We start from the raw sequence: 22378 nt of genomic DNA, 5'->3' as shown, positions 1-22378 counted from the left end.
GATCCTGAGGTGGAATCCGGACTAGAAAAGCACGGCCGGGTTCATGATCCGGTGCGGGTCCAGCGCCACGCGGACGGCCTGCATGGTGCGGATTTCCAGCGGCGTCTTGTAGCGCCGGGCCTCGTCGGTCTTGAGTCGGCCGAGGCCGTGTTCGGCGCTGATCGAGCCGTCGTAACGGGCGACGATGTCGTGGACGATCTGCGAGCCCTCGGCCCAGCGGGCGAGGAAGGCGGGGCGGTCCCCGCCGGGCGGGCACAGGACATCGTAGTGGATATTGCCGTCGCCGACGTGGCCGAAGGCGCTGACGCGGGCGCCGGGATGGAAGCGTTCGACGGCGGCCGTGGCCTCCTCGAGGAAGTCGGGAACGCGGGAGACGGGGACGGAGACGTCGTGCTTCCAGCCGCCGCCCTCGGGCTTCTGGGCGGCGGACTGCTCCTCGCGGACCTTCCAGAAGCCGGCGCGCTGGGCCTCGTTCTGGGCGATCCCCGCGTCGGTGATCAGGCCGGTCTCGAAGGCGTGGGTCAGCAGCCGCTCCATGGCCGCGTCGGCGGCGCCGGGCTCGCCGGAGACCAGTTCGATCAGCACGTACCAGGGCGGGGCGCTATCCAGCGGCTCGCGCGTATCCGGAATGTTGGCGAGGACGAACTCCATGCCGATCCGTTTCATCAGCTCGAAGGCCTCGACGCCGCCCCCCGTCTCGGCCTTGGCCCGGGCCAGCAGGTCGATGGCGGCGCGCGGGCTGTCGAGGCCGACCATGGCGGTGGCCCGGCTCCGCATCACCGGGAACAGCTTCAGGGTCGCCGCGGTGACCACGCCGAGAGTGCCCTCGGCCCCGATCAGCAGCTGTTTCAGGTCGTAGCCGGTATTGTCCTTCCGGAGCCGCCTGAGACCGCGGAAGATCTCGCCGTCGGGCAGGACGGCCTCGAGGCCCAGCACAAGGTCGCGCATGACGCCGTAGCGAAGCACCGCCGTGCCGCCGGCGTTGGTCGAGATGACGCCGCCGATGGTGGCCGTGCCCTCGGCGGCGAGGCTGAGCGGGAACAGACGATCGGCGGCGGCCGCCGCCTGCCGGGCTTCCGCCAACGTGACCCCGGCCTCGACCGTCATGGCGTCGTCCAGCGGGGTGACGTCGCGGACGGCGCGCAGCCTGCGGGTGGAGAGCAGCACCTCGCCGAAGGGAATCTGGCCGCCGACAAGCCCGGTGTCGCCGCCCTGCGGCACCATGGCGACGCGGTGTTCGCCGCAGATGCGCACGGCGGCGGCGACCTGTTCCGTCGAACCCGGCGTCAGCATCAGCGGCGTGTGGCCGCGCCAGCGGTTGCGCCACTCCGTCAGCCAGGGCGCGATTTCGGCCGGGTCTTCGGTCCAGCCGCCGTCGCCGAGGGCGGCCTTGAGCGCGGCGAGGGCTTCGGCGGAGGGCGGGTTCATGGGCCGGTTGTGTCAAAGTCGTGGACCTCGGGAAAGGGCCAAGCCAGGGTCGGCCCATGATCCGTCCCCTGCCCGCCCCGGTCCCGTGCGTCGGCGTCGTCTGCCTGCGCGGCGACGAGGTGCTGCTGATCCGGCGGGGGCGGCCGCCGCGTCAGGGCGAGTGGAGCCTGCCCGGCGGACGCATCGAGCCCGGCGAGCGGGCCGTGGACGCGGCGCTGCGGGAACTGCGCGAGGAGACCGGCGTCGAGGCGGAGATCACCGGCTTGCTCGACGTGGTGGACGGCGTCTTCCCCGAGGCGGGGCGGCACTATGTGCTGATCGACTACGCCGCCCGCTGGCTGTCCGGCGAGCCGCTGGCGGGCGACGACGCTCTGGAGGCGCGGTTCGTGCCCCTGGTCGGGGCCGGGGCGCTGGTCGACTGGGACGAGACGCGCCGGGTGATCGATCTGGCCGCGGCGGCGGCAGGCGCAGGAAACATTACAGCGAGTTCATGAACCGGCGTCCGGTTTCGCTGGCGAGCGGCCCCCCGGGTGATAACCTTGAGGGGAATAGGGAGGCATTGATGGACTTTTCCACACTCTTCGTCGGCGCGCTGGTCGTCCTGGCGTTCATCCTGCTGTTCAGCGTCGTGAAGATCGTTCCGCAAGGCCGTGAATTCACTGTGGAACGGTTCGGCAAATACACCCGCACCCTGACCCCGGGCATCAGCCTGCTGACGCCCTTCGTCGACCGCATCGGCCGGCGCATGAACATGATGGAGCAGGTGCTGGACGTCCCGACCCAGGAGGTCATCACCAAGGACAACGCCGTGGTGAAGGTCGACGGCATCGTCTTCATCCAGGTGATGGACGCGGCCCGGGCCGCCTACCGGGTCGACGACCTGCCCTACGCCATCTCGCAGCTGTGCATGACCAATCTGCGCACCGTGGTCGGCTCCATGGAGCTGGACGAGGTCCTGAGCCAGCGCGACGCCATCAACACCCGCCTGCTGCACGTCATCGACGCGGCGACGGAGCCGTGGGGCGTCAAGGCCAACCGCATCGAGATCAAGGACCTGACCCCGCCGGCCGACATCACCAACGCCATGGCCCGGCAGATGAAGGCCGAGCGCGAGCGCCGCGCCGTGGTCACCGAGGCTGACGGCGAGAAACAGGCCGCCATCACCCGCGCCGAGGGCGCCAAGCAGGCGGCCATCCTCGAGGCCGAGGGCCGGCGCGAGGCCGCCTTCCGCGACGCCGAGGCGCGTGAGCGCGAGGCCGAGGCCGAGGCCAAGGCCACGGCGATGGTGTCCGAGGCCATCGCCCGCGGCGACGTCAACGCGATCAACTATTTCGTGGCCCAGCGCTACGTCGAGGCCTTTGCCGAACTGGCGCGCAATCCGACCGCCAAGACCGTCATCGTCCCGGCCGAGATGTCCGGTCTGGTGGGCACGATCGCCGGTCTGGGCGAGCTGGTCGGCCTGGCGAAGGAGCAGCAGCAGAGCCGCACCGACGTGCGCACCGCGCCCGCCGCCGGCGGCGCTCCCACCGCGCTGCGCCCGCCCCGTCCGCCCCGGGGCGGCGGCTCGGTTCCGGGGACCTAGACCAGGGACGCGCTCATCGATCTCCATGCCGCGCAGCCCTACTGGATCTGGCTGGCCATCGGCGTGATCCTGCTGGCCGTCGAGGCCGCCTTCTCGACCGAGTGGCTGCTGTGGCCGGCCGTGTCGGCCGGGGTGGTGGCGGTCGCCACCGCCCTGGGCCTGCCGCTGGGCCTGCCCGGCGAGGTGCTGCTGTTCGCGGTCCTGACCGTGGCGGCGACCCTGCTGTCGCGAAGGCTGATCCAGCGGGTCAATCCGTCGGACAGCCCCGACATCAACGCCCGCGACGGACGGCTGATCGGCCAGAGGGCGCAGGTGGTGCAGGCCTTCACCGACGGCCGCGGCCGCGTGTTCGTCTCGGGCGCCGAATGGCCGGCCGAACTGGAGGGCGAGGCCCCGATGGTCGGCGAGAGCGTGATCGTCGAGGGCATCGACGGGCCGAAGCTGAAGGTGCGCGCGGCATGATCTCCGTCCACGCGGCGGCGGCGCTGGCGGCCTGCGTGCCGCTGGCCCAGGCCGACCGTTTCGGCGACATCCGCTTCGACGAGACCGTGCGCTCCGACGACGCGCGGTTCGTCTCGGCGGACTGCGACGAGGATGGCTGCACCGGCCGCGACCGCTCCGGGGTGGAATACCGGACGAATGGGACATGGTTGCTGCAGAAGATCATGCACGGCCGCGGCCCGTCGTCGGCCTTCGAGGGCGGGCTCTCACCCGAGGCGCCCGACAGCCGGGTCCTGACCGCGCCGGTCTGCATGGAGGACGGCGGAATGTGGCTGACCCTTGACCTGACGAATCCGGATCGCCCGGTCTACGGCCTCTACGCCCAGCCCTAGCCCTTCGGATCGTCGATCCCGCGATTCGCCAGACCGTCGGCGCGTTCGTTGAGTTCGTGGCCGGCGTGGCCCTTGACCCAGTGCCATTTGACCTCGTGGCGGGCGCGGGCGGCGTCGAGACGTTTCCACAGGTCCTCGTTCTTGACCGGCTTTTTATCGGCGGTCTTCCAGCCGCGCGCCTTCCAGCCCCGGATCCATTCGGTGATCCCGGTCATGACGTATTTGCTGTCGGTGTGCAGATCGACGCGGCAGGGGCGCGTCAGGGCTTCCAGCGCCATGATGGCGGCCATCAGCTCCATGCGGTTGTTGGTGGTCAGGGGCTCGCCGCCCCACAGCTCCTTCTCGTGACCGCCGCCGGTCTGAAGCACGGCGCCCCAGCCCCCGGGCCCGGGATTGCCGCGGCAGGCGCCGTCGGTGTGGATGATCACGTGACTCATAGGCGCGTCCCTAACAGGTTCGCTTGGCGTCGCGCCACTGAACGGCCTATATGCGACGCAACAGTTTGTGCGGGTCCAGGCGGCCCGGAACAGGAGATATCTCGTGGGTTCTTTCAGCATCTGGCACTGGGCCATCGTCGCCATCATCGTGCTGCTGCTGTTCGGCGGCCGCGGCAAGCTGTCGGGCCTGATGGGTGACGCCGCGAAGGGCGTGAGGGCCTTCCGTGACGGCCTCAAGGACACGGACGGCGACAAGCCCAAGGACGAGCGCGCTGGCGCCCTGCCGCGCACCGAAGCCGAAAAAGAAGACCTGAAGTCGTAAGCCCTCATTCGCGTCGGAGACCCTGACGGATGGGTGGACTTGGTCCCGGCATCGGCGGGCTTGAAATCCTCGTCATCGGACTGGTGGCCTTGCTGGTCGTCGGGCCGAAAGACCTGCCCGTGCTGATGCGCAAGATCGGCAAGGTCATGGCCAGGGCCCGCGCCATGGCCAACGAGTTCCGTTCGAGCTTCGACGAGATGGCGCGGCAGTCCGAACTGGACGAGCTGCGCAAGGAGGTCGAGGCGCTGCGCACCGGCCAGATGGTCCCGCTCGGGGCCGAGGCCGACGCGGCCTTCCGCGACATCCGCGACGACCTGAGCAAGCCGCTGCTGACGTCCGCGACCGATCCCGCCCTGACCGCGCCGGACGAGTGGCCGGACAGCGCGCCGGTGATGGAGCCGCTTGAGGCGCCCGCGGCGCCCTCGACCCCTGAACCCAAGGCCGCGCGCAAGGCGGCGCCGCGCGCCACCGCCGCCCGGAAGAAACCCGCCGCGGCCAAACCGCGGGCCGCGCGCAAGAAGGCGGTTGACCTGTGAGCCGGCTGGAGCGGGACGAGGCCGAGATCGAGGCGTCGCGCGCGCCTCTGATGGATCACCTGATCGAGTTGCGCGGGCGGCTGGTGATCTGCGTCGTGGCCTTCGTGCTCGGCTTCATCCTGTGCTTCGCCTTCTCGGAGCCGCTGTACATCTTCCTGGTCAAGCCGTTCGCCGCCGCCGCCGCCTTCCACACCGCGGTCGGACCCGGTGGCCATGTGTCGCCGGTGGATCTGATCCTCGGCACCGCGGGGCTGAAGCCGCTGCCGGTCGTCGACGGCCAGATGGTCAACCTGATCTACACGGCGCCGCTGGAAATCCTGTTCACCAAGATGAAGCTGGCCGGGTTCGGCGCCATCGTCGTCGCCTTCCCTGTCCTCGCCTGGCAGCTGTACAAATTCGTCGCGCCGGGCCTGTACCGGAACGAGAAGGGCGCCTTCCTGCCCTTCCTGGTCGCCGCCCCCCTGCTGTTCCTGCTCGGCGCGGCCCTCGTCTATTTCGTCATGCTGCCGTTCGTCATGTGGTTCTCGCTGAGCCAGCAGATCACCGCCGGAGGCGTCTCGGCCGAGCTTCTGCCCAAGGTGTCGGACTATCTGAACCTCGTCACGGCGCTGCTGCTGGCCTTCGGCCTGTGCTTCCAGCTGCCGGTGGTGATGACCCTGCTGGGGCTGGCCGGGATCATCTCCTCGAAGGTCATGGCCGAGGGCCGCCGCTACGCCATCGTCGGCGTGGTCGTGGTTGCGGCCATCGTCACCCCGCCCGACCCGATCAGCCAGCTGATGCTGGCGATCCCGCTGGTGCTGCTCTACGAAATCTCGATCTGGTGCGTACGGCTGATCGAACTGCGGCGAAGGGCGGCGGACGCGGCGGAAGCGGCGGCCTGACCGGAACCCCGCGGCAGCGTGACCGTTTGGCCCGGGTCCCCTTCAGGAGCCCGCCATGAGAATTCTTCGAATCGCCGCCATCGCCTCCGTCAGCGCCATGGCGCTCGCGGCCGCCGCCTGCACCCCGGCCGAGGACGACGCCGACACGGCCGCCGAGACCGCCGCCACGGACACCAATACGACGATCATCGAACGCGAGGTCCCGGCCGACCCGGTGGTGGTCGAGCGCGAGGTGCCCGTCCCGACTCCGCCCGTCGTGGTCGAAAAGCGCGACGGCGACAGCACCACCGTCCGCGCCGGCGAAGACGGCATCGAGGTCGAGACGACCAACCGCTAGGCGAGAGCGGGGTTCAGGTGATCCACTGTTGCTTCACCTGGACCTCGCACGCTCCCCCGTTATCGGGGCATGTGACCAGGAACTGGCCTCCGACCCACGAAGCCGACCATTCCACGAGATGCCGCCGCTGGTCGAGCGACGAGTAGACCGAAATCGACGGCGGATAGAAGGGTGCGCCGGTCGCCAGCCCCCGCGCCTGCTCGGGTGTATAGACAAGCAGCCGGAACGGCAGGTCGAGACCCGCGAACAGGGTCGGATCCCCGACCAGAATGACCGTGCGTGGCAGGGCGGATGCCGGGTGCGGCGGCGATTCGCCCAAGGCGGACAGAACATCCAGCTCGTCCGTAACCACCTCGCGCGGGGCAACGACGATAGCGGCCGCCTCGTACCCGACGACCTGCTTCAGGATGGCCAGCGCCAGGGCCTGCCGCGCGGGTGTCGAAACATTCGCCCCGCTGGCCAGGGGCACGGGATCGGTCCCGTCGGGAAGGCCGTCGCCGTCGATGTCCGGATTTTCCGAATCCAGCCCCAGCCGGTCCTCGGCGATGTCCGTCAGTCGGTCGCCGTCCGTGTCGCGGACCAGATCCGTCAGGCTCGCCTCGATGACCCGCCCGTCTTCGCGCCGCAGATAACCCAGCCCGACAGGGGGGAAGGTGATCGTGCGCGGGTCGATCTCCCGAACTTGCACCTCGATGCGAACCCGCCCGCTTTCCACCATCGGGAGGGCTGACGCCGGCGTGGCGACATAGGGAAAGTACTGCTGCAGGCCCAGGTACACCGGTTCGGTCCAGCCTCCATTCTCTGTCCGGATCAGCCACAGGCCGAACGCGGGAATCTCGCCGGGCAAGTCGTACTCGGCTGACTGGTACAGCAACACGACGTCGTCGCCATTCCTGTCGATGCGCACGACACCCGCAGGATGGACCGGAGCTTCCAGACCCGCGGGGAGGTCCAGCGCCGGAGCTTCGATAAAGTCGCGCTCGAAGTCGTCGCCCCCGTCGAGGAGCGCCGGATCGCCCTCCCCGGACAGTTCAGCCTCAGGGACTTCCTCCGGCAGGGCGGCCTCAACGGCCTCCAGCCCTGAGGCGTCCACCGGACTGACCGCCGCGGGAGCCGGCTCCTCGGGCTCGATCCATGTCGGTACTCCGGCAGGCAACGCCGACTCGATCCACGCCACGGGAATCTTCGCCGGTTCAGGCGCCTGGCGACGACTGTTGAAATCCCCGCCCTGCGCCGTCCAGGCGGCGTCGATGGCGGCGCGCAGCTCCGCGCGGCGGTCGGCCACATGGGTCAATATCGAAGCCATCTCATCGAGATTGCCGTCATAGAGACTGTCGGCGTCCCGATAGTAGGGCTCGCGGGTGGCGATCGTTTCCGCGATCGACGGGTAGCCGGCGTCGCGCGCCCGCTGGCTGACGATCGTTCGCGTGGCGGGGTCGAAACGCTGAAACAGCCACCCTTCGCCCGACAGACTGTGGTCCTCGACCGGAACGCGCCGGGGCGCGCCGGCCGTATACAGGTCGAACAGATCTGCGTCCGGCACGGACCGCCGGATTCCCTCACGAAGCGCCGCATGCTCCTGGAAGGCGGACCAGACCTCGCTGTCTCCCATGCGGCGCTCGACCTGGGCCAGCCACGCCTCCGCGCCTGTCCGATCGCCATCCAGCCAGAGCGCCGCGAGAAGCCCGTTCGATAGAACTTCGGAGGCGTCCAGGCCGACACAGTCGTCACTGTCGCTTCGGGCTGCGCACCCTTCAAACTGAAGCGGCAGCTCCGCCTTCAGGGCCGGAGAATAGGCGCGCCATGTGGCCAGCCCCTCGTCCGTCAGTCCCAGCTGGAAATATCGCGCCAGGATGGCCTGGGCGTACACGGCCTGTTCCGCGGGTTCGGCGCCCCCGTTGGCGAGGCGGCCCAACGCATCTTCAAGCACCGCGAGGACCCCGCCGTCCCAATTGATCGGGCCACCGTCCACGCCCGCGCCACTGCTCCTGAGCGCCGCGAGCGCCGTCGGATCGCGCGGATCCTCGACGACGAGCGCGACCAGGAACGGAAGGCGACCGGAGTAGCGGTAAAGCCGCGCGAGCAGTTCGGTCCTGCGGGGATGGGCGTCGATCAGAGCGCTGAAAATCGCGGGAGAGATCGGCGCGGGATCGGAGCCGATGTTCTGACCGATCACCCAGAGCAACTCGCCAGTCGGCTCCTCCAGCGCGGGCTGCAGGACCGATCGACTCCATTCGCCGCCGGGCGAGAAATCACAGGCGGACACCGTGACGCACGTTTCGCGTGCGACGACCGAACGGATGATTGCGTCGGCATAGCGCTCGGCCGCCGCGCCGGGCAGACCGACCTGTGAGGCCCATCTGGCCACCGCCTCGCCGCGCCCGTAGGTTTCACCCTCGCGGAAGAGCTGGTCCTCCCAGCTGTTTTCGTCCGCCTCGCTGTGCTGGCTATAGCTGTTGTCGAGAAAGAACGCCCAATCCCCGGCCGGATCGGCCCGGGCGGGAGTGGCCGCCAATGCGGCGAGCACCGCCATCGAGATCGCGCCTTGCTTCCACATCACCACCTCCCACAGTTGCAGGAAGCGTGACCTTGACTTGAGGCGGGATTGCGTCGTTCGCGCAAGGAAAAGGGCGCCGGCGGTTTTCCGTGCGGCGCCCTTCGATCGTCAGCCCCGGCTGTCGATCAGCAGCTGTAGTACATGTCGAACTCGACCGGGTGCGGGTGCAGTTGCAGCCGCATCACCTCTTCCATCTTCAGCTCGATGTAGCTGTCGATGAAGTCGTCATCCATGACGCCGCCCTTCTTGAGGAAGGCGCGGTCCTTGTCGAGGCTGTCGAGCGCCTCCTTCAGCGAGCCGCACACCTCGGGGATGTTGCCGCGTTCTTCCGGCGGCAGGTCGTAGAGGTTCTTGTCGGCCGGCGCGCCCGGATCGATGCGGTTCTCGATGCCGTCGAGGCCGGCCATCAGCAGGGCCACGAAGGTCAGATAGGGGTTGCCCATCGGGTCGGGGAAGCGGGCCTCGATGCGCTTGGCCTTGGGCGAATTGACCCACGGGATGCGGATCGAGGCCGAGCGGTTGCGCGACGAATAGGCCAGCTTCACCGGCGCCTCATAGCCCGGCACCAGGCGCTTGTAGGAGTTGGTGGTCGAGTTGGCGAAGGCGTTGATGGCCTTGGCGTGCTTGATGATGCCGCCAATGTACCAGAGGCAGAGGTCGGACAGGCCCGCGTATTTGTCGCCCGCGAACAGCGGCTTGCCGTCGCGCCAGATCGACTGGTGCACATGCATGCCCGAGCCGTTGTCGCCGAAGGTCGGCTTGGCCATGAAGGTGGCCGACTTGCCGTAGGCGGCGGCGACGTTGTGGATGACGTATTTGTAGAGCTGGGTCCGGTCGGCCATGGTCAGCAGGTCGCTGAACTTCAGGCCCAGCTCGTGCTGGGCCGGGGCGACCTCGTGGTGGTGCTTCTCGGGCTGCATGCCCAGGTCGCGCATGACGCCGAGCATTTCGCCGCGCAGGTCCTGGGCGCTGTCGGTCGGATTGACCGGGAAGTAGCCGCCCTTGTGACCCGGGCGGTGGCCCATGTTGCCCTCGGAATACTCCGAGCCCGTGTTGGCCGGCAGCTCGATCGAATCGTAGGTGTAGCCGGTGTCATGCGGCGCGGTGGACCAGCGCACGTCGTCGAAGATGAAGAACTCGGCTTCCGGGCCGAAATACACCGTGTCGCCCACGCCCGAGGACTGCACATAGGCCAGGGCCTTCTTGGCCATCGAGCGGCTGTCGCGGTTGTAGGGCTCGCCCGTGTCCGGGTTCAGCACGTCGCAGAACAGGAACAGGGTGGTCTGCTGATAGAAGGGGTCGATCCACCAGCCGTTCAGGTCCGGCTTCAGCAGCATGTCGGACTCGTTGATCGCCTTCCAGCCGGCGATCGAGGAGCCGTCGAACATGGTCCCGTCCTCAAGGAACTCCTCGTCGACCAGGTCGATGTCGAAGGTGACGTGCTGCATACGCCCCTTGGTGTCGGTGAAGCGAAGGTCGACGTATTTGACGTCCTTCTCCTTGATCTCCGAGAGGATTTTCTTCGCGCTCATCTTCGAGGGGTCCGTTTCTTGGGGGAGGAAATGAAACGGCCGCCCTGGGGGAGCGGCCGGTGGTCTTGGCGGTCAGACGGCCTGGGCCCCCGTTTCGCCGGTGCGGATGCGGATGACGTCGAGGACGTCGGACACGAAGATCTTGCCGTCGCCGATCTTGCCGGTGCGGGCGGCCGCCTGGATCGCCTCGACGACCGACGAGACCATGTCGTCGGGGACCACCACCTCGATCTTGATCTTGGGCAGGAAGTCGATGACGTATTCGGCCCCGCGGTAGAGTTCGGAATGACCCTTCTGACGGCCGTATCCCTTGGCCTCGAGCACGGTCATGCCTTGCACTCCGGCGTCCTGGAGCGCTTCTTTCACTTCATCCAGCTTGAACGGCTTGATGACGGCTTCGATCTTTTTCATCAGCGATCCCAGGCGGGCTTAATACGCCTCGCGCTCGGGCGGTAAAGGGACATTGCATTGCACAATAAGGCAAGCCTTTTTCAGCGGCCTTCGCCATCCGTGAACGGAGAACCGCCGCGGTGACCGGGTCCTCCCTGCCCGACTGGCGCGACAGCTTCCCGTGGCCCGGCGCGGAGGCGCACAAGCACGCGCGCGGACGCCTCGGCGTGGTCTCCGGCAAGGCGACCCAGACGGGGGCCGCGCGGCTGGCGGCGCGGGGCGGACTGCGTATCGGCGCGGGCCTTGTGCGCATCCTGTGTCCGCCGGACGCCGCGGCGGTCATCGCCCCGGCGATCGAGGCGATCATGCTGACCCCGTTCGGCTCGCCCGAGGCTCTGGGCGAGGCGGCTGCGGGGATGGACGCCGTCGTCATCGGGCCCGCCGCGGGCGTGACCGAGGCCACCCAGGCCCATGTGCGCGCCCTGGCCGTCACCGGCGCGGCCCTGGTGGTCGATGCCGACGGGCTGACGGTCTTCGAGGGCTGGCCGGACGACCTGTTCGACGTGCTCGACCGCGACGACGTGCTGACGCCGCACGAGGGCGAGTTCCGGCGGCTGTTCCCGGGCCTGCTGGAGGCGGGACGGGAGGCGGCGGCGGCCGAGGCGGCGAAACGGGCCGGCGCGGTCGTGGTGCTGAAGGGGCCGGCGACGGTGATCGCCGCCCCGGACGGACGCATTTCAGTCAATGGCAATGGCGTGCCGTGGCTGGCGACGGCGGGGACGGGCGACGTCCTGGCGGGGATGATCGGCGGCTTGATGGCCCAGCGGATGGACAGTTTCGATGCGGCGCGGGCCGCGGTCTGGCTGCACGCCGAGGCGGCGCGGGGGATCGGGCCCGGGCTGATCGCCGAGGATCTGCCGGAGCGTCTGCCGGCGGTGCTGGCCGCGCTGTACCAACGCACCGGCTGACCGCGGGGCGCGACCCGGCGCCCGGTTCAATTCGTCGTCGAAGCGGCCTATTCGGGGCGTCCCCGCCGCCGGAGTCCCGCCTTGCTGATCGTCCTGTCCCCGGCCAAGCGGCTGGATTTCACCGAAGCCGACCCCGCCCTTCCCGCGTCGGAGCGGCGCTTCCGCGAGGACACGGCCTCCCTGGCCCGCACCGCGCGCGCCCGGACCGTGGCCGAGCTGCGCCGGCTGATGGGCATTTCCGACGACCTGGCGCGGCTCAACCGCGAGCGCTTCCAGGCCTTCGACGCCGACTCGGCGGACGGGGTGCAGGCGGCCTTCGCCTTCGCCGGCGATGTCTACGAGGGGCTGAAGGCGCGCGAACTGGACGCAGCCGGCCTCGCCTTCGCCCAGGACCACATCCGCATCCTGTCGGGCCTGTACGGCCTGCTGCGGCCGCTGGACCGGATCCAGCCGTACCGGCTCGAGATGGGGACCCGGCTGAAGACGCGGCGTGGCGCCAGCCTCTACGACTTCTGGGGCGACCGGATCTCGAAATGCCTCAACGCCCACGCCGCGGGCATGGCCGACCCGACCTTGGTGAACCTCGCCAGCCAGGAATATTTCGGCGCCGTCGACGCGAGGGCGCTGAAGCTGCCTGTGGTGACGCCGCATTTCCGCGAGGCGAAGGACGGCGAGAGCCGGATCATTTCCTTCTTCGCCAAGAAGGCCCGGGGCGGCATGGCGCGCTTCGCCATCGACGAGCGGATCGAGCGGGCCGAGGATCTCAAGGCCTTCGACCGCGACGGCTACCGGTTCGACAAGGCTGGATCGACCGCCGCCGACTGGATATTCATCAGATCAGGAAATTCGTGACGGCCTGTCGCCTTCGCAGACGCGAACCGTTAGGCTGATCCAAGACGCAGACGGACGAGACATCAATGTTCCAGTGGCCCAAACGCGGTGACGGCTCGGAAGCCGGGAACGCGCCCTTCCGCGACATCGGCGACCTGAAGGGTCAGGTGGCGGTGATCTCGGGTTCGACGTCGGGGATCGGCCTGGCCTTCGCCCGCGCCATCGCCTCGCGCGGCGGCGACGTGGTGCTGAACGGCCTCGGCGACCCGTCGGAGATCGAACGCACCCGGGCCGAGCTCGAGGCCAGCTGCGGCGTGCGGGTGCGCTACCACGCGGCCGACATGCGGCGCGGCGACGAGGTCGCGGACATGGTCGCCTACGGCAAGCACCAGCTGGGCCGGGTCGACATCCTGATCAACAACGCCGGGATCCAGCACGTCGAGGCGGTCGAGAAATTCCCCGCCGACCGGTGGGAGCAGATCATCGCCATCAACCTGTCCTCGACCTTCTATGCGACGCGGGCGGCGATCCCGATCATGAAGGCCCAGGGACGCGGCCGGATCATCAACGTCGCCTCGGCCCACGGCCTCGTCGCCAGCCCGTTCAAGTCGGCCTATGTCGCGGCCAAGCATGGCGTCATCGGCTTCACCAAGACGGTGGCGCTGGAGCTGGCTCAGGACAACATCACCTGCAACGCCCTGTGCCCCGGCTATGTCGAGACGCCGATCGTCGAGAAGCAGATCGCCGACCAGGCCCGCACGCGCGGCATGTCGAAGGAGCAGGTGCTGAAGGACGTCATCCTCGGCTCCCAGCCGACCAAGCGGTTCGTCACCACCGACGAGCTGACGGGGATGATGCTGTATCTGGTCAGCGACCTCGGCGCCTCGGCCAACGGCGCCAGCTTCTCGATCGACGGCGGCTGGACGGCGCAGTAGGCGGCGGGAGACGTCGGCCGGTCCGCCGTCGCCATTCCGTCTTGGCGAAGCGCCATGAAACCCTATGCTGCGAAGGTAGGGGGTGCGCACTATGTCGCTCTGGATGGTCCTCATCGCCTCGGTGAGCGTGGCGTCGGCGCAGGTTCCGACTGTCGTGGACTGGGGTGAGACGCTGCGGAAAGACGCGAGTGCGATGCATGACGCCATCGCCTCCAGCCATCCCGGCATGGCGAATCCGGATGACCCGCATTTCGGCGCGCTGAACGATGGGCAATACCGATTGGCGCTGGAGCGGGCCGAGGCGGCCGACAGCTTCGGGGACTATTTCTACGCCCTGCAGCATTACCTTGCGGCCTTCGACGACGGTCACCTCGGGTTCGGAGTCTACGGCTCCACGCCCGACCTCGAGGTGAAGTGGCCGGGCTTCATCGCACGGGATGACGGCGACAAAGGGCTGATCGTCACACGGGCTGAGGCATGGTCCGGGGTCCCTGTCGGCGCTCACATTGTGTCGTGTGACGGGCGCGACGCCTTCCAGATCGGTGACGATCGCCAGGGCGCCCGTTTCGGGCGTTGGGAGCTGGCCTCCCAACGCGCCCTGTTCGGCGCGTCGGTCATGATCGATACCGGCGACCCTTATGTCCGGTCGATCCAGAATTGCGTGTTCGAAACGGACGGCGGCAGGCTCGCGCTCGATCTCGAATGGCGCCCGGGCGGCGCCGACTTCCATTCCCGCTACGACCTGTACCCGGAGCCCCTGCGCCTCACGATGGGGATGCGGCGCCTGGGTGACGGCAGCTACTGGGTCACCCTCCCGACCTTCAGCGGCAACCCGGAAAGCGACGCCGGACGGGCTCTGGGCGCGCTCGTCTCGCAGATCGCAGCGGAGGCCGACGCCATGCGCCAGGCGCCGGCCATCGTATTCGATCTCCGCGGGAACGGGGGCGGTTCCTCAGGATGGTCGCACCAGATCGCGGAGACATTGTGGGGCGCCGACGCCTTCCGGCGCGCGCCGGAACCGCCGATGACCGTCGTCTGGAGGGCGTCCGAGGGCAATGTGCAGGCTCTGCGCGACGATCTCGAGCAGCGCGACGCGAACGGCAATCTCTCGGCCGACATGAGGGAGTGGTATCGGAACTCCATCGCCGGACTGGAGGCGGCCATCGCGAGAGGCGATGATCGCTGGGCGATCGAGCCCAGCGTCAACGTAGCTTCGGCCCCGGACGTCGAGGCGCCGCCCTACCATCCGCCGACCGGAAAGGTGCTGGTGCTGACCGACGAGGCCTGCATGTCCGCCTGCCTCGACGCAGTGGACTTATGGGTTCGCCTCGGCGCCACGCCGATCGGGCGCGAAACCGGGGCTGACACGATCTATATGGAAACCCGCGGCGTCGAGATGCCCAGCGGCCTGGGCCGGATGTCTGTGCCGATGAAATACTACATTGGCCGCGAGCGGGGGCATAACCAGTCAGTCATGCCTGTCCATCGCTTCGACGGCGACATGAGCGACACAGCCGCGCTCGAGGCCTGGGTGGCGACCCTGCCGCACTGACAGCACGGAAGCGACGGCGGCCCGTTACCCCACAAACCCAGCCGCCCGCTTCAGCCGGTCGTTGATCGCCTCGCCCAGCCCGTGCGCCGGGATCGGCGACACCGCGATCCCCGCCGGCCTTTCCCGGTCCGCCTCGCGCAGCATCCGGAACAGGTTGGCCGCCGCCTCGCGCAGATCGCCCGAAGGGCTCAGGCTCCAGCGGCGGTCGCCGACCCCGGGGCCGAAGCCGAGCAGGATTTCACCCTCCCCCGCCGAGGCGGCGTTGATCCGCACCGGCGCGTCCGGGGCGTAGTGGAGCGCCGTGCGCCCCGGCGAGCGATGCCCCTCCCCGCCCCGGTCGAGCGGCCCGACCACGGCCTCGATCTCCTCGCGCGTCACCGAGCCCGGCCGCAGCAGGGCGACGCGGCCGTCGAGCACCGAGACCACCGTGCTCTCCACCCCCACCGCGCAGGGGCCGCCGTCGACGGCGTCGGCGGCGGCGAAGCCGGTTTCTTCCAGCGCGTCCTCGAAGGTCGTCGGGCTGGGACGGCCGGAGCGGTTGGCCGACGGCGCGACCACGGGCTTGCCGAAGGCGGAAATGACGGCGCGGGCGCGGACGTGCCCCGGCACGCGGACGGCGACGCTGTCGAGACCGGCGCGGGCGAGGTCGCAGACCCGCTCGCGGTCGCGCACCGGCGCCACGATGGTCAGGGGCCCGGGCCAGAACGCCTCGGCCAGGGCGCGGGCGCGGTCGTCGAACACGGCGATCGCCTCGGCCGCGACGGCGTCGGCGACGTGGGCGATCAGCGGATTGAAGCGGGGCCGGCCCTTGGCCTCGAAGATAGCCGCGACAGCGGCGGCGTTCCCGGCGTCCGCGGCGAGGCCGTAGACCGTCTCGGTCGGCAGGATGACGAGGCCGCCGGCGGCCAGCGCCTCGGCCGCCTGCGCGTCTGTCGCGCCTACTGGCGCCGGGCCTGAAGCGCCACCCGCACCGTCACCTCGCGGCCGATCATCCTGTTCCACGCGCCTGTGGTTCCTATGCCGAAATCCGTGCGGTCCAGCGTGAACGCGCCCGTCAGATGCGCCCGGTCGCCGGTGACTCGCAAGTCCAGCGGGAAGGTCACGGGGCGCGTGCGGCCCTTCATCGTGACATCGGCATGGGCCGAGTAGCGCTCGCCGCCCAGCGCCTCGAGCGAGCGGAGCTCGAAGCGGATGACCGGATAGCGCCGCGCGTCGAGGAAGGCGGGTCCGACGGCCCGGCCGGTGACCGCCGCGGGGTTCATCTTCAGCGAGCCGGTCTGGACCACCACCGTGGCGCTGGTGCGCGACGGCGCGTCCGGGTCGAAGGCGATGTCGCCGCGCCAGTCGTCGAACCGGCCGCGATGCGAGCCGCCGAAGGCTCGCACCGACATCTCGATGGTCGAGGCCTCGCGCAGCACCGTCCACGGCTCGGGCGCGGCCGAACCGCCCAGCCCGAGGACCGCAAGGGCGCCGAGCAGGACGGCGCGCCGTCTCATGGCCGGCGCGGGATCAGCGGGATCATCCGGTGCAGGACGTTGTCCCGGTCGATGAAGTGGTGCTTCAGCGCCCCGAGGATATGCAGCACGACAAGCGCGATGAGCAGCTTGGCCGCCAGTTCGTGCAGGTCCATCAACTGGCCCGCCGTCTCACGGCCGCCGCCGATCGGCAGGGCCGGCCATTCGAACAGGCCGAACCAGAGGATGTCCCGCCCGGCCGCCGAGGACGCGGCCCAGCCGACCAGCGGCATGGCGATCAGGAAGACGTAGAACAGGACGTGGGTGCCCCGCGCGGTCAGCTTCTGCCAGCGCGGCGTCGTGTCGGGCAGCGGGATGGCGGGATTGGCGATGCGCCAGCCCAGCCGGATCAGGGTCAGGACCAGGATGCTCAGGCCGACCGACTTGTGGATGTTGACGAACTCGCGCGAGGTCGCCCCCTCCGTCGCCTCATGGCCCCAGATCAAGAGGATCTGGGTCACCACCAGGGCGGCGATCAGCCAGTGCAGGACCAGCGACACGGTCGAATAGCGGTTGCGCGGCTCGGCCACGGGCTTCCTCCCTCTTCGAAACGTAGAACCGTCAGCTTGGCCCAGACGACGCGGTTCGCCAAGCCGCGCCTTGCCTGACGCGGCGGCAAGGCGGCATGAACGTCCGCACGTTTTCGAGAGCCGAGCCGATGACCTACCGCGCGCCTGTCCGCGAGCTGATCTTCACCCTGACCGAGGTGGCGGGCGTCGACGCCGTGGCCGCGACCGGGGCCTTTCCCGACTATGACGCCGATCTGCTGGCCGCGGTGCTGGAAGCGGCGGGCCAGTTCTCGGAAGGCGTGCTCGCGCCCCTGAACCGGATCGGCGACCAGAAGGGCTCGACCTACGTCGACGGCGCCGTGACCGCCGCGCCGGGCTTCGCCGACGCCTACCGCCAGTTCGCCGGGGGCGGCTGGACCGGCCTGTCGGCCCCGGCGCACGCGGGCGGGCAGCAGTTGCCCAAGGCGCTGGAGCTGGCGGCCTACGAGACGGTCCATGCCGCATGCATGGCCTTCGGCCTGTGCCCGATGCTGTCGCTGGCCGCGATCGAGGCGCTGGAGGCGGTCGGGACCGAGGCCCAGAAGGCGACGTATCTGACCAGACTGGTCTCGGGCGAATGGACCGGAGCCATGGTGCTGACCGAGCCGCAGGCGGGATCGGACCTCGGGGCGCTGACAGCGACGGCGGTCCCGAACGGCGACGGGACCTATGCCCTGACGGGGCAGAAGATCTTCATCACCTGGGGCGATCACGACGCCACGGACAACATCGTCCACATGGTGCTGGCCCGCCTGCCCGACGCCCCGCCCGGGCCGAAGGGCATCAGCCTGTTCCTCGCCTCGAAATATCTGGTCAAGCCGGACGGGACGCTGGGCGAGCGCAACGCCTTTCGCCCCGTCGGCATCGAGCACAAGCTGGGCATCCACGCCTCGCCGACCTGCGTCATGGCCTATGAGGGGGCGACGGCCGAACTGGTCGGCCAGCCCAATCAGGGCCTCGCCCATATGTTCGTGATGATGAACGCGGCCCGGCTGGCGGTCGGGGTCGAGGGCGTCGGCGTCGCCGAGCGCGCCTACCAGCAGGCGCTGGACTATGCGCGGGAGCGGCGGCAGGGCCGGTCGGCCTGGACCGGCGAGGCCAACGCCCCGATCATCGATCACCCCGATGTGCGGCGCACCCTGTCGGTGATGAAGGCGAAGATCGCCGCCGCCCGGGCGATCTGCCTGTCGACGGGCGTGGCCGCCGATCTGGCGAAGCACGCGGCCACCGACGGGGAACGCCGCCGCTGGAAGGGCCGCGAGGACCTGTTCACCCCGATCGCCAAGGCATGGTCGACCGACGTCGGCGTCGAGGTCGCCTCGATGGGGGTGCAGGTACACGGCGGCATGGGCTTCATCGAGGAGACCGGAGCGGCCCAGCACTACCGCGACGCCCGCATCGCCCCGATCTACGAAGGGACCAACGGCATCCAGGCCATGGACCTGGTCGGGCGCAAGCTGGGTCAGGACGGCGGCCAGTCGGCCCGTGATCTCATTCTGGAGATGAAGGCGACGCTGGCGCTGCTGCCGCGGCTCTATTCAGGCAAGCCGGTAGAGCGGTTCGCCAACGCCGTCGAGGCGGTCGAGGACGCGACCCTGTGGTTGCTCGACGCCAAGACCGACGCCGCCCGCGCCGCCGACGTGCTGGCGGGCGCCGACGCCTATCTGAAGCTGCTCGGCGACGTCGTGGGCGGCTGGATGCTGGCCAGGGGCGCGTTGGCGGCGCGGGCGATTATCGACGCGGGCGAAGGCGATCCCGCGTGGCTCGAGGGACGGATCACCCTGTACGAGGTCTACGCCGCCAATGTGCTGGGCCACGTCTCCAGCCGGCTGGCCGCGGTCGGGCAGGGCGGCGATCTGCTGGAGCGGATGAGCGTGAACGTGCTGGCGGGATAGGTCGGCCCGGGCCTCAGTGCTGGCCTTTCGCGGATTGTCAGCACAGTTTCGCGACCGAAACCTCTTCCGATCAACACCTTGCGGGCTTTTCGCGGCAATCTGCCCGCCTGATAAAGCCGCGACCGTATACTGATCCCCGCGTCCTTGATCAGGCGCGGGTCTTTGACAATCGAATCCGCCCCCGCCCTGCACCGGTCCCCGGCCCCCCGCGTCCGTCGTGTGGACTCTGCCGACTCTGCCCCCCGGTTTTCCTGCACTCGCAGCAGCGGCTTTGCCGACTCCGCCGACGCCGCCCCCCCGATTTTTCAGATTGCACCCGGGTAAAACCCGCTCCGCGCGCCGTCGTCCCCTGCGATGTCTAGGGCGAGGGCGCGTCCAGCAGGGCGATGGCCTCGCGGACATAGACGGCGTGGGCGACCACGCCGATGCCGAGCGGATCGTCTCCGGGGCGGACCTCGGACACCAGGACGCCGGCGATGAAGGGATGCTCGGGCTGGAACGCGCCGGGCGCCTTGCGCGCCGCCGGAGTCCAGAACACCGGGCCGCCGGAGTTGCCGGGAAAGACCGGGAAGTCGAGCAGGAAGACCGGGAAGGACGTGACGGGCGTCAGCGGCCAGGAGGCGACCCGGCCGACGCGCAGGATCGGAAATCCCGCGGTGTTCGACGAATAGCCGTGCGGATAGCCGAGCGTCAGCAGCTCGTCGCCCGGCCCGACCTGCCAGGCGTCGAGGGCGTTGGCGTCGGCCAGCCAGCCCAGCGGGACGGCGGCGCGGGCGAAGGCCGGCGGGGCCGAGACCTCCATCACCGCGATGTCGCGCTCGGGGTGGCGGACCCACAGAGGGTCGCCGGTCTCCTCGCGGATGCGCAGCGGCTCCGGCGCGAATTTCCAGCCCCCGCCTGGCATCTCGACCCGCCAGCCGATCCGGGCCTCCGGCTCGGGCATGCCGTTCAGCACGTGGTGGGCGGTGACCAGCACCGTGCGGGGCGACCCGTCGGGCCGCGGGGCGTCGATCAGGAAGCCCGTCCCGACCCGGCGGGTGGGCCGCTCGCCGTTGCGCTGGTCGAGCTGCACCGTGGCCGCGACCAGGCCGAGGGTCAGGTCCCAGGCGGGGGCCGGCAGCGCCGCGGCGGGCTCAGGGGGGAGTTGCAGGTCGAACATGAGCGGGATGTCGCCGTGGCCGTTTGTTCATTTGACGGCGGCGGGGTCGCTCGCACAAGGTCCGCGTCCAATTCGCCATCGGGGGCCTGATACGATGAACCGCCGCGACCTGCTCGCCACCGCCTCGGCCGCCCTCGCTGCGACCGCCCTGCCCGTCCACGCCCGCGTCCCCGGAGCCTCGATGCCTCAGACCGCCCCCGTCCCGCCCGTCGCGAAGAAGATCCCGGTGCGGATCGAACAGCTGGGCCGGGTCCGGGTCGACGACTATCAGTGGATGAAGGACGACAACTGGCAGGCCGTCCTGCGCGACCCGACCCTGATCAAGGCCGACGTCAAGGAGCACCTGACCGCCGAGAACGCCTACCGCGAGGCGATGATGGCCTCGACCCTCCCCCTGCAGGCGCAGATGTTCGAGGAGATGAAGGGCCGCATCAAGGAGAACGACAGCTCCGTGCCGTCGCCGGACGGCCCCTGGGAGTACTACACGGAGTACAAGACCGGCGACCAGCACCCGCGCTTCATGCGTCGGACCCGGGCCCCGAGCCGGGCCGAGCGAGACGCCAACCCCGGACTGCTGCCGGTCAGACGCGTCGAGGAGCTTCTGGACGCCAACGCTCTCGCCGCCGGCAAGGCCTACTCCGAGGTCAGCGCCGCCGAACACAGCCCGGACCACGCCCTGTTCGCCTACGCCGAGGACGCGCAGGGCTCGGAGGTGCACCAGATTTTCGTCAAGGACCTGGCCACCGGCGCGGTCCTGCCCGATCCGATCGGTTCGGCGACCGGGAACTTCACCTTCTCGCCCGACAGCCGGTGGATCTTCTGGACCAACCGCGACGACAACGGCCGGCCCGACAAGATCTTCCGACGCCCCGCGCGCGGCGGCGAAACCTCACTGGTCTATGAGGAGACCGACGAGGGCATGTTCATCAGCGTCGGCCGCACCGCCGACGACGCCTTCGTGGTCATCTCCATCGCCAATCAGGAGACCTCCGAGGCGCGGATCATCCCGGCGTCCGACCTCACCGCGACGCCGTCCGTGCTCGAGCCCCGGCAGGTGGCGCGCCTGTACGACGCCGACCACTGGGGCGACCGCTGGGTGATCCGCACCAACGCCGACGACGCCATCGACTTCAAGATCGTCGAGGCCCCGAGCGCGACCCCGGGCAAGGCGAACTGGAAGGACCTCGTCCCGCACACGCCCGGCCGCTACATCGAGGGCGTGGCGCTGGTGAAGGACTATATCGGCCGTCAGGAGCGGGCCGACGCCAACACCCGCATCATCATCCGCGACCGGGCCGGCGCCGAGCACGAAATCGCCGTCGACGAACCCGCCTATTCCCTGTCGCTGGGCGGGGCGTCGGAGTTCGACACCACGGTCATGCGCTACGGCTACAACTCGCCGTCGACGCCGACCTCGACCTACGACTACGACCTGGCGACCCGCGAGCGGACCCTGCGCAAGGTGCAGGAGGTGCCGTCGGGCCACGATCCGGCCGACTACGTCGTCGAGCGGCTGAACGCTCCGGCGGCGGACGGCGAGCTGGTGCCGGTGACGGTGCTGCGCCGCAAGTCGACGCCGGTCGACGGTTCGGCCCCGCTCTTGCTCTACGGCTACGGCAGCTACGGCATCCCCATGCCGGCGAGCTTCTCGACCAACCGGCTGTCGCTGGTCGACCGCGGCTGGATCTACGCCATCGCCCACATCCGTGGCGGCTCGGACAAGGGCTGGAACTGGTTCCTCAGCGCCCGCCGCTTCACCAAGAAGAACACCTTCACCGACTTCATCGCGGCGGCGGAGCACCTGATCTCGACCGGTCATGGCAGGGCCGGGCATATCGTGGCCCAGGGCGGATCCGCCGGCGGCCTGCTGATGGGGGCGGTCAACAACATGCGTCCCGACCTGTGGGCCGGGATCATCGGCCAGGTGCCGTTCGTCGACGTGATCAACACCATGAGCGACACCTCCCTGCCGCTGACGCCGCCGGAATGGCCGGAGTGGGGCAATCCGATCGAGGACCCCGAGGCCTACGACTACATGATGAGCTACAGCCCCTACGACCAGGTCGAGGCGAAGGCCTATCCGGCCGTGCTGGCCACCGGCGGCCTGTCAGACCCGCGCGTGACCTATTGGGAGCCGGAGA

23 protein-coding genes are annotated in these 22378 nt (G+C 69.5%); 14 read left to right on the top strand and 9 right to left on the bottom strand.

Annotation, left to right across the window (positions count from 1 at the left end):
- Positions 1–21: 21 nt before the first annotated feature.
- Complete coding sequence (locus VGD32_RS08155) at positions 22–1428, bottom strand: FAD-binding oxidoreductase (protein ID WP_331031399.1); 1407 nt, start codon at positions 1426–1428, stop codon at positions 22–24.
- Positions 1429–1484: 56 nt separating this feature from the next.
- Here VGD32_RS08155 and VGD32_RS08150 point away from each other — a divergent pair, with 56 nt between their 5' ends.
- From VGD32_RS08150 to VGD32_RS08135, 4 genes are all read left to right on the top strand, one after another.
- A complete protein-coding gene (locus VGD32_RS08150) occupies positions 1485–1922 on the top strand; it encodes an NUDIX hydrolase (RefSeq protein WP_331031398.1) in 438 nt (145 codons plus the stop codon).
- Between the two features lie 68 nt (positions 1923–1990).
- Positions 1991–3010, top strand: coding sequence for an SPFH domain-containing protein (locus VGD32_RS08145; protein ID WP_331031397.1), 1020 nt, complete (start codon positions 1991–1993; stop codon positions 3008–3010).
- Between the two features lie 63 nt (positions 3011–3073).
- Positions 3074–3472 carry an NfeD family protein gene (locus VGD32_RS08140; protein WP_331031396.1) on the top strand — a complete coding sequence of 133 codons (399 nt, stop codon included), beginning with the start codon at positions 3074–3076 and terminating at the stop codon, positions 3470–3472.
- The gene (locus tag VGD32_RS08135) at positions 3469–3843 is read left to right on the top strand and encodes a hypothetical protein (RefSeq protein ID WP_331031395.1); all 375 of its coding nucleotides are present in this window, start codon (positions 3469–3471) and stop codon (positions 3841–3843) included. Before VGD32_RS08140 ends, VGD32_RS08135 begins: the two co-directional genes overlap by 4 nt.
- On the opposite strand, the gene rnhA is transcribed toward VGD32_RS08135, so the two are convergent.
- A complete protein-coding gene (rnhA, locus tag VGD32_RS08130) occupies positions 3840–4280 on the bottom strand; it encodes a ribonuclease HI (RefSeq protein ID WP_331031394.1) in 441 nt (146 codons plus the stop codon). The genes VGD32_RS08135 and rnhA overlap by 4 nt on opposite strands.
- 103 nt (positions 4281–4383) lie before the next feature.
- Here rnhA and VGD32_RS08125 point away from each other — a divergent pair, with 103 nt between their 5' ends.
- From VGD32_RS08125 to VGD32_RS08110, 4 genes are read left to right on the top strand one after another with little or no spacing between them, the layout of a single operon-like run.
- Positions 4384–4602 (top strand): twin-arginine translocase TatA/TatE family subunit, encoded by a 219-nt coding sequence (locus VGD32_RS08125; protein WP_331031393.1) that lies wholly within the window; start codon positions 4384–4386, stop codon positions 4600–4602.
- A 29-nt stretch (positions 4603–4631) separates the two neighbouring features.
- Positions 4632–5138 carry a Sec-independent protein translocase protein TatB gene (gene tatB / locus VGD32_RS08120; RefSeq protein WP_331031392.1) on the top strand — a complete coding sequence of 169 codons (507 nt, stop codon included), beginning with the start codon at positions 4632–4634 and terminating at the stop codon, positions 5136–5138.
- The gene (gene tatC, locus VGD32_RS08115; RefSeq protein ID WP_331031391.1) at positions 5135–6019 is read left to right on the top strand and encodes a twin-arginine translocase subunit TatC; all 885 of its coding nucleotides are present in this window, start codon (positions 5135–5137) and stop codon (positions 6017–6019) included. Before tatB ends, tatC begins: the two co-directional genes overlap by 4 nt.
- 55 nt (positions 6020–6074) lie before the next feature.
- The gene (locus tag VGD32_RS08110) at positions 6075–6356 is read left to right on the top strand and encodes a hypothetical protein (RefSeq protein WP_331031390.1); all 282 of its coding nucleotides are present in this window, start codon (positions 6075–6077) and stop codon (positions 6354–6356) included.
- A 13-nt stretch (positions 6357–6369) separates the two neighbouring features.
- On the opposite strand, the gene VGD32_RS08105 is transcribed toward VGD32_RS08110, so the two are convergent.
- The 3 genes from VGD32_RS08105 to VGD32_RS08095 form a co-directional block, all read right to left on the bottom strand.
- Positions 6370–8913 (bottom strand): hypothetical protein, encoded by a 2544-nt coding sequence (locus VGD32_RS08105; RefSeq protein WP_331031389.1) that lies wholly within the window; start codon positions 8911–8913, stop codon positions 6370–6372.
- Between the two features lie 125 nt (positions 8914–9038).
- Complete coding sequence (gene glnA, locus VGD32_RS08100; protein WP_331031388.1) at positions 9039–10445, bottom strand: type I glutamate--ammonia ligase; 1407 nt, start codon at positions 10443–10445, stop codon at positions 9039–9041.
- A 72-nt stretch (positions 10446–10517) separates the two neighbouring features.
- Positions 10518–10856 carry a P-II family nitrogen regulator gene (locus tag VGD32_RS08095; RefSeq protein ID WP_331031387.1) on the bottom strand — a complete coding sequence of 113 codons (339 nt, stop codon included), beginning with the start codon at positions 10854–10856 and terminating at the stop codon, positions 10518–10520.
- A 119-nt stretch (positions 10857–10975) separates the two neighbouring features.
- Between VGD32_RS08095 and VGD32_RS08090 the strand changes: the two genes are divergently transcribed.
- The 4 genes from VGD32_RS08090 to VGD32_RS08075 all read left to right on the top strand — a co-directional run bounded on the left by VGD32_RS08090 (position 10976) and on the right by VGD32_RS08075 (position 15121).
- The gene (locus tag VGD32_RS08090; RefSeq protein ID WP_331031386.1) at positions 10976–11803 is read left to right on the top strand and encodes an NAD(P)H-hydrate dehydratase; all 828 of its coding nucleotides are present in this window, start codon (positions 10976–10978) and stop codon (positions 11801–11803) included.
- A gap of 81 nt (positions 11804–11884) precedes the next feature.
- Positions 11885–12655 (top strand): peroxide stress protein YaaA, encoded by a 771-nt coding sequence (yaaA, locus tag VGD32_RS08085; protein WP_331031385.1) that lies wholly within the window; start codon positions 11885–11887, stop codon positions 12653–12655.
- A 65-nt stretch (positions 12656–12720) separates the two neighbouring features.
- Positions 12721–13569 carry a 3-hydroxybutyrate dehydrogenase gene (locus tag VGD32_RS08080; protein WP_331031384.1) on the top strand — a complete coding sequence of 283 codons (849 nt, stop codon included), beginning with the start codon at positions 12721–12723 and terminating at the stop codon, positions 13567–13569.
- 91 nt (positions 13570–13660) lie between these two features.
- Positions 13661–15121 carry a hypothetical protein gene (locus VGD32_RS08075; protein ID WP_331031383.1) on the top strand — a complete coding sequence of 487 codons (1461 nt, stop codon included), beginning with the start codon at positions 13661–13663 and terminating at the stop codon, positions 15119–15121.
- Positions 15122–15145: 24 nt separating this feature from the next.
- Here VGD32_RS08075 and VGD32_RS08070 read toward each other — a convergent pair whose 3' ends face one another.
- The 3 genes from VGD32_RS08070 to VGD32_RS08060 are packed head-to-tail and all read right to left on the bottom strand — an operon-like array spanning position 15146 to position 17165.
- Positions 15146–16123 carry an L-threonylcarbamoyladenylate synthase gene (locus VGD32_RS08070; RefSeq protein ID WP_331031382.1) on the bottom strand — a complete coding sequence of 326 codons (978 nt, stop codon included), beginning with the start codon at positions 16121–16123 and terminating at the stop codon, positions 15146–15148.
- Positions 16060–16617: a YceI family protein gene (locus VGD32_RS08065; RefSeq protein WP_331031381.1), complete on the bottom strand. Its 558-nt coding sequence runs from the start codon at positions 16615–16617 to the stop codon at positions 16060–16062. The genes VGD32_RS08070 and VGD32_RS08065 overlap by 64 nt, the downstream gene beginning before the upstream one ends.
- The gene (locus VGD32_RS08060; protein ID WP_331031380.1) at positions 16614–17165 is read right to left on the bottom strand and encodes a cytochrome b; all 552 of its coding nucleotides are present in this window, start codon (positions 17163–17165) and stop codon (positions 16614–16616) included. The genes VGD32_RS08065 and VGD32_RS08060 overlap by 4 nt, the downstream gene beginning before the upstream one ends.
- A gap of 128 nt (positions 17166–17293) precedes the next feature.
- Here VGD32_RS08060 and VGD32_RS08055 point away from each other — a divergent pair, with 128 nt between their 5' ends.
- Positions 17294–19078, top strand: coding sequence for an acyl-CoA dehydrogenase (locus VGD32_RS08055; protein WP_331031379.1), 1785 nt, complete (start codon positions 17294–17296; stop codon positions 19076–19078).
- Between the two features lie 358 nt (positions 19079–19436).
- On the opposite strand, the gene VGD32_RS08050 is transcribed toward VGD32_RS08055, so the two are convergent.
- Positions 19437–20237 carry a serine protease gene (locus tag VGD32_RS08050; RefSeq protein WP_331031378.1) on the bottom strand — a complete coding sequence of 267 codons (801 nt, stop codon included), beginning with the start codon at positions 20235–20237 and terminating at the stop codon, positions 19437–19439.
- A 94-nt stretch (positions 20238–20331) separates the two neighbouring features.
- Here VGD32_RS08050 and VGD32_RS08045 point away from each other — a divergent pair.
- Positions 20332–22378, top strand: a 2047-nt coding sequence (locus tag VGD32_RS08045; protein WP_331031377.1) for a S9 family peptidase, incomplete at its 3' end; no start/stop codon positions are given.

It is taken from the genome of Brevundimonas sp. (assembly GCF_036402095.1).
Lineage (GTDB): Bacteria > Pseudomonadota > Alphaproteobacteria > Caulobacterales > Caulobacteraceae > Brevundimonas.
Note: the sequence above shows the minus strand (reverse complement) of the source record. Positions and strands in the feature narration are given on the sequence as shown.

Coding starts and splice junctions, on each gene's coding strand:
- VGD32_RS08150 (WP_331031398.1), top strand. CDS start 1,485: ATGATCCGTCCCCTGCCCGCCCCGGTCCCGTGCGTCGGCGTCGTCTGC.
- VGD32_RS08110 (WP_331031390.1), top strand. CDS start 6,075: ATGAGAATTCTTCGAATCGCCGCCATCGCCTCCGTCAGCGCCATGGCG.
- rnhA (WP_331031394.1), bottom strand. CDS start 4,280: ATGAGTCACGTGATCATCCACACCGACGGCGCCTGCCGCGGCAATCCC.
- VGD32_RS08135 (WP_331031395.1), top strand. CDS start 3,469: ATGATCTCCGTCCACGCGGCGGCGGCGCTGGCGGCCTGCGTGCCGCTG.
- tatB (WP_331031392.1), top strand. CDS start 4,632: ATGGGTGGACTTGGTCCCGGCATCGGCGGGCTTGAAATCCTCGTCATC.
- VGD32_RS08095 (WP_331031387.1), bottom strand. CDS start 10,856: ATGAAAAAGATCGAAGCCGTCATCAAGCCGTTCAAGCTGGATGAAGTG.
- VGD32_RS08050 (WP_331031378.1), bottom strand. CDS start 20,237: ATGTTCGACCTGCAACTCCCCCCTGAGCCCGCCGCGGCGCTGCCGGCC.
- VGD32_RS08075 (WP_331031383.1), top strand. CDS start 13,661: ATGTCGCTCTGGATGGTCCTCATCGCCTCGGTGAGCGTGGCGTCGGCG.
- VGD32_RS08155 (WP_331031399.1), bottom strand. CDS start 1,428: ATGAACCCGCCCTCCGCCGAAGCCCTCGCCGCGCTCAAGGCCGCCCTC.
- VGD32_RS08065 (WP_331031381.1), bottom strand. CDS start 16,617: ATGAGACGGCGCGCCGTCCTGCTCGGCGCCCTTGCGGTCCTCGGGCTG.
- VGD32_RS08105 (WP_331031389.1), bottom strand. CDS start 8,913: ATGTGGAAGCAAGGCGCGATCTCGATGGCGGTGCTCGCCGCATTGGCG.
- glnA (WP_331031388.1), bottom strand. CDS start 10,445: ATGAGCGCGAAGAAAATCCTCTCGGAGATCAAGGAGAAGGACGTCAAA.
- VGD32_RS08145 (WP_331031397.1), top strand. CDS start 1,991: ATGGACTTTTCCACACTCTTCGTCGGCGCGCTGGTCGTCCTGGCGTTC.
- VGD32_RS08080 (WP_331031384.1), top strand. CDS start 12,721: ATGTTCCAGTGGCCCAAACGCGGTGACGGCTCGGAAGCCGGGAACGCG.
- VGD32_RS08055 (WP_331031379.1), top strand. CDS start 17,294: ATGACCTACCGCGCGCCTGTCCGCGAGCTGATCTTCACCCTGACCGAG.